Raw genomic sequence first — 11,619 nt, 5'->3', positions numbered from 1 at the left:
TAGATATTGGGGTTGGGATCCAAAAGAGACATGGGCACTTGTGACAATTCTTATCTACGCAGTAGTAGTTCACTTGAGATTTATCAAGTCAATTTATAGTGAATTTAACTTTAGTGTAATATCTTTGCTCTCATTTACATCTGTATTAATGACTTATTTTGGAGTAAACTATTACCTTGCCGGAATGCACTCATATGCAAAGGGCGATCCTGTTCCGATTCCGGACTTTGTGCCTGTAACATATACGATTTTATTTATTGTAATAGTTGTCGCTTTTAGAAATAGAAAGCTAGCTTAAATACAAAGATGGTAGAATATAGAGTGTTAATTCACTATATAAAAACATTAGGAGTAAGTCATGAAAAAATATGTATGTACGGTATGCGGTTATATTTATGATCCTGCGATTGGTGATCCTGATTCTGGAGTTGAGCCGGGAACGGCTTTTGAGGATATTCCTGATGATTGGAGATGTCCGGAGTGTGGCGTTACTAAAGATGATTTTGAAGAGATTTAACTAGATATGGACTTTAATATAAAGGGCAACATTTATCATGTCGGTAATGTTGACTGGGAAATAGAGCATTATCAAGGTTATAGATACTCTACTCACAAAGGTTCTTCATATAATGCGTATCTAATTAAAGAAGAGAAAAATGTTCTTATAGATACCGTAAATGATGCCTTTAGTGAGGTCTTTATCAAAAATCTTAAAAATAAGATAGATTTAAAAGATATTGACTACATTGTTATAAACCATGGAGAAAAAGATCATACCGGAGCGCTGGTCGAGTTAATGAGCCTGATACCTGATACGCCTATTTACTGCAGTAAAAACTGTGTTAAATCACTAAAGGGTCAGTATCATAAAGATTGGAATTTTCATATTGTAAAAACCGGTGATAAGCTTAGTTTAGGCGATAAGGAGTTGATTTTTATTGAGATGCCGATGCTCCATTGGCCAGATAGCATGGCATGTTATTTAACGCAGGACAATATTTTGTTTAGTAACGATGCTTTTGGGCAGCACTATGCAAGCTCTGCGATTTATAATGACTTAGTAGATCAGTCCGAACTCCATATTGAGTGTTTGAAATATTATGCAAATATACTTACACCTTACAGCCCTATGCTTATAAGAAAGATAGAAGAGATTTTATCGCTCAATCTCCCTTTTGATATGATTTGTACATCTCATGGAGTAATCTGGAGAGATAATCCTAAACAGGTAATCGATCTTTATCTTAAGTGGGCTAAAGATTATCAAGAGAATCAGATTACAATTATTTACGACACAATGTGGGATGCTACTAGAGTAATGGCAGAGTTAATTGCCAAAGGGATTATGCAAGCAGATAGTGAAGTAGTGGTAAAACTTCTGCATCTTAGCAAAAAAGATAAAAATGATGTAATGTCTGAGGTTTTTAAATCCAAAGCGATTTTAGTCGGCTCTCCTACAGTAAATAGAGGAGTGCTAACCTCTGTAGCGGCTGCCTTTGAGCTTATAAAGGCTTTGAAGTTTAAAAACAAAAAAGCCTCCTCTTTTGGCTCTTACGGCTGGAGCGGAGAGTCTGTGAAAGTTTTAAACGAGAGATTAGTTGATAGTGGATTTGAGCTAGTAAACGATGGTTTAAAAATGGAGTGGATGCCTGATGAAGAGGGCACGAAGTTGTGTATTGATTTTGGAGAAGAGTTTGCAAAAGAGACTAAAATATAAGAGGCCTTGTCATAGAGTTTAATGGATTTAAAGGTGCGATTGCTTTTTTAAGAGCTATCCGCAAAAATAACAATAAAGAGTGGTTTGAAGCACACAGAAGTGAGTATGAGAAAGTTATCTTAAATCCTTCACGCGCTTTTGCTGTTGAGATGGGTGAACATCTCATGGCGCTTGAGCCGACAATTGATTTTGAGCCGAAAATAAACAAAGCACTCTTTAGAATATTTCGCGATACTCGCAGAATGGGCGCAAATAAAGCACCCCTAAAATCAAGAATCGGAATTATTTTCACTCAAGGCAGCAGTGGGGGCAGACTGCAAAAATCCTCTTTTTATCTCCACTTCTCACCCGATGAGCTTTTTGTCTCTGTCGGTGTAAGATGGTTTGAAAAACCTATGCTAGATGCTTACCGTGAATATATAAAAGATGATAAAAGAAGAGTTGCTCTAGATAGGCTTTTAAAACTCCTTGAAGCAAAGGGGTATAAAACAATTGAAAAAGAGTACAAGAGATATCCGCGAGGTTTTAGTGCAGAGATGTCAAGTGTGGAGTTGAGTCTATACAAAGGGATGGCAACCTATAAAATTTTAGAACCAAACCTCATAGAAGAGGGCGATAGACTGATTGATACGCTATATAAAATATATGAAGATATGCTACCATTGCAGCGCATTGTATATGAGATAAGTTTAAGAGCTAAAGAGGATTAGTAATGAAAAAAGAAGCGATTGTTTTACTAAATATGGGCGGTCCAAACAATCTGGAAGAGGTCGAACTTTTTTTGACCAATATGTTTAACGATAAAAATATAATAACAGTAAAGAGTTCGCTTCTAAGGAGGTTTATCGCTACCATGATTACCTTTAGCAGAACAGAAAAATCACAAGATATATATAGACAAATAGGCGGTAAATCACCTCTTGTAGGACATACACAAAAATTAGTTCAAAAGCTTCAATCACGATTTGGAGATGATGTTGTTGTTGATTTTGCTATGCGCTATACACCTCCTTTTGCCTCTGAAGTTATAGAGAGATTAAACAGCAAAGAGATAGAAAAAATTTATCTCATTCCACTCTATCCACAGTTCTCAACTACTACGACTAAGTCATCTTTAGAGGATTTTGAGGAGCAGTACCACATAAACGGCAAAAATGCCGTTTTAGTAGAGATTAAGCACTTCTTTGAAAACGAGAACTACAACAAAGCGATATTGCAAAGGATTGAGGAGCGTATTAGTGCTCATGAGTGTAGCGATTTTGACCTAATATTTTCAGCTCACGGACTTCCTGTAAAAGTGATAGAGCGAGGCGATGTCTATGAAAAACATATAAATAGACATGTAGATATACTAAAAAATATACTCAAAAACGCGGGTATGAACTTTAACGCGGTGCATCTTGCATATCAGTCAAAAGTAGGACCCATGGAGTGGCTAAAGCCTTCGCTTGAGGATAAGCTAAAAGAGGTTAAGGCTAAGTGTGTGCTTATATTTCCTCTGGCATTTACTATTGATAACTCTGAAACAGACTTTGAGCTAGAGATTGAGTACCGTGAAGTTGCACAAGAGCTAGGTTTTAAAGATTATAGAGTTTGCAAATGTCCAAATGATAGTGAGTTTTTTGTTGATGCGCTTGTTGAGATATATGAGAAGATGAGATAGCCACAGAGAGATGAAGATAGTTATATTTGACATGGACGGTACTTTGCTTGATTCTAAAAAAGATATTACCATCTCTGTCAATCATGTAAGGCAGCAGCATCATAATTTAGCTCCGCTTAGTGAAGAGTTTATAGTCGAGGCTATAAATATGGAAGTAAGAAATCTCTCACAGCTCTTTTATGAGACTGAGATTTACAACCCAAAAGATAGAGATCTTTTTGAGAGCCACTATGAGGAGCAGTGCATAAAAAACGTCTATCTTTATGATGGAGTCCAAGAGATGTTGACAAAGCTTGTAGAGTCGGGTGTTAAAATATCCGTTGCAACAAATGCTCCTACCCAGTTTGCTTTTAGAATGTTAGAGCACTTGGGAGTAAAGCCCCTTTTTAACGTCATAATCGGAGCAGATAGAGTCTCTGCTTCTAAACCAAGTCCTGAAATGCTCCACTATATTTTAGACCACTACGGCTATGATGGAAAAAGACATAAAGCATGGATGGTCGGCGATAACAGCAAAGATATACTCAGTGCAAAAAGTGCTGCAATTGATTCTATTTTTGCAACTTGGGGGTTTAGCTCAAGTGGTAATGCAAAATTAATTGTAGAGAGACCATTAGAGATATTAGATATTGTTTTATAAAACTTTATGCTAGAATAGCTAGAAACTATTTTAAGGACACAAGGTGTTTGATACTGATTTTTTGATAGCTTTTGCATTAATGGCACTGCTTTTTCTTAGACAAATATCTATACTTAAAAAGCCAAATAAGATTAATTATGCACCGCTTATGCTAGGCGTTGGTGCTATTAGTGCAGTTGTTCATTTTATAATCCACCCTGACTCTATGGATATGTTTATGGCATTAAAAGAGAGCTTTATCCCCATTATGGTTTCATTGATTTTGTATATTATTATGAATATCTTACATCAGACGCAACAATCTGAGCAGGCAAAAACTCAGAATAAATTTACTCAAGCATTAATCCAGCAGCTCGAAGAACTAAAAGAGTTTAGTTCCCAGCTTGATAGAAAGATGATTTTAAATCAAAATCAAGACAAAGAGGCGCATGAGCAAAGTAGAGAGAGATTCAAACATGATATAAAAGCACTTGACTCAATACTAATAAATCAAAATAGATTTTTAGAAAAATTTGAGGAGCTGCGCTCTTGGCATGATGATGTTAAAAACTCTTTTGAAAATTTTACTGAGGTTCAGCTTCCTTCACTCGACAATGTCGTGCATAAGCATATAGACATACTAAGAGTTGCGGAGCAGGATCACTTCAACAAAGTAAAAGCCACGCTTACAAAGGCGGTTGAGAGTAGGGGCGACATAGTAGATGAGATTGAAGATATAAAAGAGAATCTACAGGGTCTGAGTAATATCTCACAAACAGTAGCAAATACAATCATAAAAGAGACTTCTGAGAAGCTCTTGGATATTATGAAGCCTTTTGAAAAAGAGGTATTATCGCTTAAGTCACACACAGAGGGGATAAATACATCTCTTTATGAGAGCGACAATAGACTAGGCAGCATAAAAGAGAAGAGCGAAATAATTATGAAACAGATGATTTTATCTTCAAATAAAATGAGCGAACTCCAAACCCAAAACAGCTCCTTGCATGACATCTATGCCACCATGAGAGATTTGATGAAAGATATAGAAGTTATAAAGTCAGAGTATGTAAAATCTCAATCGCAACTAAGCATGATTATCAAAGAGTTTAAAGATGCAAAAGAGAGTGAAGCAAGAAGTTCAAAAGAGCAGATTGAAGCTCTAGGCAATACGCTTAACGCAAAAATTGATAGCTCTTTAGAGAAGCTGCATAAAGATTATCATATAGCTAGTGAAGATATATCTCAGAGTGTAAAGTTTTTATCCAAACAAGCACAGTTAAAAAACAGATACGCGGATTTAGATAGCTAATATAATCAGCACAGGATAAAGCAATAACCCGATATACGGCAAAAAACTGTTTATGGGCGCTAGAAGAATAAGACTTAACTCTTGGGTGAGTTCTCTTTTTTTAAAAACCTGTTCTAAAAGAAGTATCTTTGTCGCTACGTCAACCGTCTTTAAAAATAGTAAGATAATTGCATAGATGTTAAAATTCGTAAGCATAGCAAACCCAATACTGAAGTAAAAAGTAGGTTGCATGATTAAAAACAGAAATATACTCTTTGAGTAGTACTTGTTCATTCTTATCAGCATACCCATTATGCTGGGTGCCTTCTGCCAAGAAATCTCATACAGCTCAAAAAATATAAAAATAATTACATAGTTTAATACCAAATCATTTATCATTCTTGAATTCTACAATAAATATTTTAATATAGCTTCTTTTTGCACTTAATACCAGAGTACTGTTTACATGCAGAGTTATATGTGCTAATATTTCCGCAGTTAATGAAATAGAAAATATATATTAATTAGGTGGAATTTAAAGATGAAAATAAGAGTTTATTACGAAAACTCTTACTTTCTATAAATTTCCGTAAAAGTACCTTATAAACAGGGCTTTCTGATTTTCTATTTCGTAAAAAAAGTTAAATTTTGAGAACTTTTTGGAGCGAATTTGGAGCGATTTTTAAGCCTAAAATGACCGTTCTTGAGTGCCATTTTTTCAATGACTTATCCGAAAGAAAAAGCACTTATCTGAAAATAAACTCTTCTCCCTTAATAACCATGAATAGGACTTATCCGAGCTAAAATGACTTATCTGACTTATCTTAGTATGTGTTAATATAATCAATTCTATACATGTTTTAAGTATAATTAAGAAAAATATGAGGAGTATTTATGATTCAACCATCTGAAGCAGTTGTACATTTATCAATTTATAGAGATGATATAAAACTTGCAGTTGGAACAGGTGTGTTTTATAAAAAAAATAATAAAAGCTATATTATAACTGCTTGGCACAATGTGTCAGGTAGACATTCTGAAACACTAGAAAGCTTGAGTACGAACTTATCTGTACCAAATAAAATCATTGCAACATTTTCTCAACAAGTTTCTCAAGGTGAGTTTAATGGAAGTGTAAAAATGAGTATATCCTTGCCCTTAGAAAAAGATGGTAAACCAACTTATTTAATACATCCTCAAGGATGGCCAAAAGTAGATGTTGTGGCTATACCTATTGACTTGACACAAGAGTATTTATCCGAAGGTTCACTTATTGATGGCAAAAAGATCAATCTAGCTACAATATTAAAACATCAGAATTCTGTAGGCTTAAGTACAAATATAGTTCATGTACAAGATTTAGAGCTGAGATATAAAGATATAGAGGATTATTCTGATTATTTATATGCAAGTGAAGATATATTTATTATAGGTTATCCAAAAGGAATTACTGATTATACAGGACAACCTATTTGGAAGCGTGCAACAGTTGCTTCAAATCCTCATTTGGGATGGGATGGGCAAGAACAATTTTTAGTAGATTGTGCATCTAAAGAAGGTATGTCTGGTGCACCTACATTCTTTTATAATCGTAAGGGAGCAATTATGTTAGGGAATACACAATTAAGGACAAGTTCTCCTATAACAATTTTTCATGGAATATATGTTGGTAGAATAGGAGCTACATCTGAATTTGAAGCACAAATAGGAAGAGTCTGGAAAAAAAAGGTTATTGAAGAGATAATAGATAATGACCAATTTGATTATTCTCCTGATGAGCTTATACTTTTTAAAAAAGATATAATTAAAGCTATTGAAGAAAACTGGCCAAAAGATAGAAAAAAATATGCTCAAGATATGTTAAAAGAAAACAGTATGCTTTCTAAGATTTTTTTAAATACAACAATGCAAAAACTAAATGGTAGAGCTAACTATCAAGAAGTAGAAAAATACATTTTAGAATTTGCTAATAGTTTAGTAAATGAGTAACGAAAACGGCATATATATAGTAAGTAACGATTTTTTTCATTTGTAGATAAGATGTAAAGAAAGCTAATTATAATGAGTAACGAAAAGGGCATATATATAGTGGGTAACGATTTGTTTTGTTGAGTAACGAAAATGGCATATACCTCTAAAGAGGTTGGGAAAAATTTAAAATTTTAATGAATTTGAGTAACGAAAAGGGCATATATATGAACGACAGTGAATAGTAGCGAACGATTTTATTTTGAAGGAGATTTTATATGTGGTATAAGATCAGTGACTTCAATACCAAATTCGCAAGCGATTTTATATAGGTGAGAGAGATTGTAACTTACATCATGTTTTCTAGTTTCAATCTTTGCTACATAGTTTGGAGATTTATGTCCTAAAATTTCAGCAAGTGCCAATTGGCTTATATTTCTTTTTATTCTTTCCTCTTTTACTTTTAGAACAATTTCATCTAAAAATTTATCTATATTTTCTTCCAATAATAAACACCTATAAGTTTTCAAAGATAATAGCTATATGGCCAAAATCTAACAAACACTTATAAGTGTTTAATAAGCATTTTTGAGTTAATATTTATTATATGAATTTATATCTCAGGAGTAAAAAGTGGCAGAGTATTTTGCAAATGTAATAGCAAGACTGATTGTTAGCTATTTAACATTATTGGTAATATCGCTGGTTATTTTGGCAGGTTACTGGATTATCGCAGATTATAGCTCTATGGTAGCGTTTATACACAGTGTAAGTGACAATGCTTTTGCAGAGTTTGTTTTGTGGATGCCATTAATATTTGCTTGGTTTAAGCCAGATAAGAAAGGTAATGCAAATGCTTACTATCACAGACAAGCTAATTTTTGGGCAATGTATGACACTACTGGGGGAAGATGGTAGTGTCAAAAACTAAATTTTTTTTGTTGTTAATATATCTTTTCGGTACTGCTCAGTCATATGCCTATAATTTGGGTGATACAATCAATTGCGAAACATCTACAACGACTTTTGAATATGTAAAATGCAAGCCAGAAAATAAGATCTTTGAAGTTAAAGACATTTTACAAGGTGGTTGGATTGCCATTAATAATCATTCATTTTATGTGACTTTTAAAAAGATGAAAAGTTCTCAAAAAGTTATGAGATGTCTTGAGTCAAATAGATTTCCAAACTATTTAGGGGCTTGCAAGAGTGATAATTTTGATCAAGCAAAAACTTGGTTGAAAAAAGAAGCTATTAAAAACGGTTGGAAATTTACATTGGCTATTAGCGATACTGTTTATTATGTTAAGGAATAGTGGTATAATATTTACTAATTGATATTTTGAGTATTAAATTACTTCATTTAGGGAATTTGTATGCCATTTTTATTGCTTCTAATCGCATTATTTATTTTTACATTGGCTCAAGGTGAGCAAAATGTGGCGGTTGTTATTTTGATTATGATCATTGCAACACTTTTTGCAACATATCACAAACCATTTCGAGACTCTTTGAGAGAATTGTTTTGATATAATAAAATCATAAACTTAGTAATAGGAATATTTTTGAGGGGAATAGTAAAAACATACTTATCAGAAAAGCAATATGGATTTATAAAAGGGGATGATGGAAAAGATTATTTTTTTCATAATTCAGCTTTCACAAATAAAAATGAATTTAATAAATTGTGTGAAGGCGTGTACCTACAATTTGAACAAAAAGCAACGCCAAAGGGCTATTCAGCAGTTCAGATAAAACTTGTAGAACAAAATATAATTATTGGTTATGAAGTGCCAAATGAAGTTTATACGAGTAAAAATACTGACATTAAAGGCTGGGAAGTTATTGAATTATCTAACTGGATAGTTCATGGTTCATCAAGAAATTCCCCAGATAGTGCAAAAGAAGATATGATAGATGGAGCTGAATTAGTTGGTGCAAATACCATTTTAAATATGCAATATTATAAAACAACTGGCTCAGAACCTGGCACAGGAAAAGGAACTCATTATTATACGATTCATAATTTTAGAGGAAGAGCTGCAAATATTGCTAAAAAAAGTCCTAATGGACAATACAAAATAGATGATTTAAGAAAAATAAATAGTAATGCAAAAGCTTTGAAAATGAGATTAGTTGATAAAACTACATCTGCAAAAAATAAAAGAATGTTATTTTGGTTGGTAATTTTCATACTAATTAGTATATTGTGGATTTTTAAAAAAGATATTGCAATAATTGGCACAATAGGATTGATAATATTAGCATTTTTCTTGAGTCATGCGACCGATTATGATTCTTGGTTGGAAGAAATCAAATAGGAAAACGAAATTTTAGCTTTAGAAATTGTGCTTCTTACTTATAACTATAGTATGTAAATATTGATTTTACATACCACTTTACGGTACGAAAAGATTGATTTTTCACTCCACTTTAGCTATACTCACTCTATGAAAAAACAAAAATGGATATGGGAACATGATGAGTATCCCAATTTTAAGTACGATAAAGAAAAATTAGAACCACTGTTAAGAGATATTGCTTATGAACAAGGCAAATTAAAATCCTTTATGCTTTTAATGGATAAAGAGAGTTCAAAACATTCAATAGCAAAAGCTTTAGAAGAAGAGATCATTGCAAGTTGTGAGATAGAGGGAGAAATACTTAATCGACAAAGTGTTCGTTCATCTATAAAGCAAAAGTTAGGGTTAGAATCTCAGCAACACTATAAAGCTTTAAAAAAAGAGGATAACTATGTAGATATTCTCATTGATGCTAACACAAACTATGATGAAGATTTAACACTAGAAAAACTCTTTGGTTGGCACCATGCAATGTTTGAAAAAGGTTATAGTGGATTTTCAAAGATAAAAGTAGCACAGTTTAGAGGCGAAGGTGCTATGCAAGTAGTGTCTGGTGATTATGGAAAAGAGAAGATTCACTATGAAGCACCACCACATCATTCACTTGAAAATGAAATGAATAGTTTTATAAAATGGTTTAATGATACTCCAACGACATTAGAAAAAGCTGCTATTACACATCTTTGGTTTGTAATCATACATCCCTTTGATGATGGTAATGGAAGAATTACAAGAGCACTAACAGACAGAGTATTATCCAAACTTGAACAATCCTCTTTTTCAAAAATCTATACCATGTCAAAGAGTATTTACGAAGATAGAAAAGGTTACTATGAAGCTTTGGATAAAACAACTGGAAGATTTCAAAAAGATGATCCACTAGATATCACTTACTGGATGGAGTGGTTTTTTAAAACTCTACACCATGCACTACTAGATGCACAGAAACAGCTGAATTACATAGTAGAAAAAACAAAGTTTTGGGATGCTCATAGAGAAGATGAACTAAATAGCAGACAAATAAAAGTACTCAATCGACTGCTAGATATTGGAAGTGAAAACTTTAAAGGTGATCTTACAAAAGCTAAATATGTAAAAATAGCAAATACAGCAGAAACTAATGCTTCAAGAGATATCGCAGATCTATTGGCTAAAGGGTGTATAAAAAAAGTTGAAGGTACAACTGGTAGAGGAACGAGATATACCATTAACCATGTAATTTAACTTTTCCATTAGTGGTATTAAATTGCTTCGTTTTTTACCTTTTAATGAACATTAGATACTATTTTATTTTTACTAATAAAAGTATATATAAATAGTAAAAATATAATACTATTTATGCTATAATTACCTTAAGAAGTAAATGAGGTAAAAATGGCAAAAACTATAGGATATATTCGAGTTAGTACAGACCAACAAGATTTACAAAATCAACAACACGCAATTTTAAACTATGTAAACAAAAACGCACTTGGTAAAGTTAAATTTATCGAAGTGAAGATGAGTAGCCGTAAAAAAGATGAAGATAGAAAGATAGATGAGCTTTTTGAGAGTTTAAAAGCTGGTGATAATCTAATAGTATCTGAACTTAGTCGTATAGGAAGAAGTGTTGTAAATGTAATCACTATAGTAAATCAACTCATAGCACTTGGTGTAAATCTTCATATCTTAAAAGAACAGCTTTTTATAAAACCAAATGAACAAAATCCATTTACAGATTTTCAGATAAATATATTTTCCGCTTTTGCACAGCTTGAAAGAGATCTTATAAGCAAAAGAACAAAAGAAGCACTTCAAGCTAGAAAAGCTAAGGGGATAAAACTTGGAAAACCAGTGGGAACTATTCAAGGAAGCATCTACGATAAAGATAGAGAAAAAATCAAAGAGCTTCATGGACTTGGTGTAAGCCTCACAAATATCTCAAAAAAACATTTAGGCTATGGAACTATCAAAAGTTTAAGTGAATATGTAAAAAATAAATTAAACAAGGAGAAGTAA

At 32.9% G+C, this 11,619-nt stretch carries 15 protein-coding genes; 13 read left to right on the top strand and 2 right to left on the bottom strand.

Annotated elements, in window-relative coordinates; genetic code table 11:
- The 7 genes from ccsA to M0Q20_RS06865 form a co-directional block, all read left to right on the top strand.
- On the top strand, window positions 1-298 hold a 298-nt coding region (gene ccsA, locus M0Q20_RS06895; RefSeq protein WP_295059734.1), incomplete at its 5' end, for a cytochrome c biogenesis protein CcsA.
- A gap of 60 nt (window positions 299-358) precedes the next feature.
- Window positions 359-517 (top strand): rubredoxin, encoded by a 159-nt coding sequence (rd, locus tag M0Q20_RS06890; RefSeq protein WP_295059732.1) that lies wholly within the window; start codon window positions 359-361, stop codon window positions 515-517.
- A 6-nt stretch (window positions 518-523) separates the two neighbouring features.
- Window positions 524-1,717, top strand: a complete 1,194-nt coding sequence (locus M0Q20_RS06885; RefSeq protein WP_295059729.1) for an anaerobic nitric oxide reductase flavorubredoxin — start codon at window positions 524-526, stop codon at window positions 1,715-1,717.
- Window positions 1,714-2,427 (top strand): DUF2461 domain-containing protein, encoded by a 714-nt coding sequence (locus M0Q20_RS06880; RefSeq protein ID WP_366933656.1) that lies wholly within the window; start codon window positions 1,714-1,716, stop codon window positions 2,425-2,427. Before M0Q20_RS06885 ends, M0Q20_RS06880 begins: the two co-directional genes overlap by 4 nt.
- A gap of 2 nt (window positions 2,428-2,429) precedes the next feature.
- Window positions 2,430-3,380: a ferrochelatase gene (hemH, locus tag M0Q20_RS06875; protein WP_295059726.1), complete on the top strand. Its 951-nt coding sequence runs from the start codon at window positions 2,430-2,432 to the stop codon at window positions 3,378-3,380.
- Between the two features lie 10 nt (window positions 3,381-3,390).
- Window positions 3,391-4,020, top strand: coding sequence for an HAD family hydrolase (locus M0Q20_RS06870; protein WP_295059723.1), 630 nt, complete (start codon window positions 3,391-3,393; stop codon window positions 4,018-4,020).
- A gap of 43 nt (window positions 4,021-4,063) precedes the next feature.
- Window positions 4,064-5,311, top strand: a complete 1,248-nt coding sequence (locus M0Q20_RS06865; RefSeq protein ID WP_295059720.1) for a hypothetical protein — start codon at window positions 4,064-4,066, stop codon at window positions 5,309-5,311.
- Here M0Q20_RS06865 and M0Q20_RS06860 read toward each other — a convergent pair.
- The gene (locus tag M0Q20_RS06860; protein ID WP_295059717.1) at window positions 5,300-5,602 is read right to left on the bottom strand and encodes a hypothetical protein; all 303 of its coding nucleotides are present in this window, start codon (window positions 5,600-5,602) and stop codon (window positions 5,300-5,302) included. The two genes, M0Q20_RS06865 and M0Q20_RS06860, sit on opposite strands and share 12 nt — an antisense overlap.
- Window positions 5,603-6,184: 582 nt before the next feature.
- On the opposite strand from M0Q20_RS06860, the gene M0Q20_RS06855 reads away from it, so the two are divergent.
- The gene (locus tag M0Q20_RS06855; RefSeq protein WP_295059714.1) at window positions 6,185-7,279 is read left to right on the top strand and encodes a hypothetical protein; all 1,095 of its coding nucleotides are present in this window, start codon (window positions 6,185-6,187) and stop codon (window positions 7,277-7,279) included.
- A 236-nt stretch (window positions 7,280-7,515) separates the two neighbouring features.
- On the opposite strand, the gene M0Q20_RS06850 is transcribed toward M0Q20_RS06855, so the two are convergent.
- Window positions 7,516-7,764, bottom strand: a complete 249-nt coding sequence (locus M0Q20_RS06850; RefSeq protein ID WP_295059711.1) for a helix-turn-helix transcriptional regulator — start codon at window positions 7,762-7,764, stop codon at window positions 7,516-7,518.
- Between the two features lie 127 nt (window positions 7,765-7,891).
- Here M0Q20_RS06850 and M0Q20_RS06845 point away from each other — a divergent pair, with 127 nt between their 5' ends.
- From M0Q20_RS06845 to M0Q20_RS06825, 5 genes are all read left to right on the top strand, one after another.
- Window positions 7,892-8,176, top strand: a complete 285-nt coding sequence (locus M0Q20_RS06845; RefSeq protein WP_295059708.1) for a hypothetical protein — start codon at window positions 7,892-7,894, stop codon at window positions 8,174-8,176.
- Window positions 8,176-8,574, top strand: coding sequence for a hypothetical protein (locus M0Q20_RS06840; protein WP_295059705.1), 399 nt, complete (start codon window positions 8,176-8,178; stop codon window positions 8,572-8,574). The genes M0Q20_RS06845 and M0Q20_RS06840 overlap by 1 nt, the downstream gene beginning before the upstream one ends.
- Before the next feature lie 249 nt (window positions 8,575-8,823).
- Complete coding sequence (locus M0Q20_RS06835) at window positions 8,824-9,579, top strand: cold shock domain-containing protein (protein WP_295059703.1); 756 nt, start codon at window positions 8,824-8,826, stop codon at window positions 9,577-9,579.
- A gap of 129 nt (window positions 9,580-9,708) precedes the next feature.
- Entirely contained in the window at window positions 9,709-10,845 is a 1,137-nt protein-coding gene (locus M0Q20_RS06830) for a Fic family protein (protein WP_295059700.1), read from the top strand.
- A 150-nt stretch (window positions 10,846-10,995) separates the two neighbouring features.
- Complete coding sequence (locus M0Q20_RS06825; RefSeq protein WP_295059697.1) at window positions 10,996-11,619, top strand: recombinase family protein; 624 nt, start codon at window positions 10,996-10,998, stop codon at window positions 11,617-11,619.

It is taken from the genome of Sulfurimonas sp., from assembly GCF_023229025.1.
Classification (GTDB): domain Bacteria; phylum Campylobacterota; class Campylobacteria; order Campylobacterales; family Sulfurimonadaceae; genus Sulfurimonas.
This window is presented reverse-complemented; position numbering and strand designations above follow the sequence as displayed.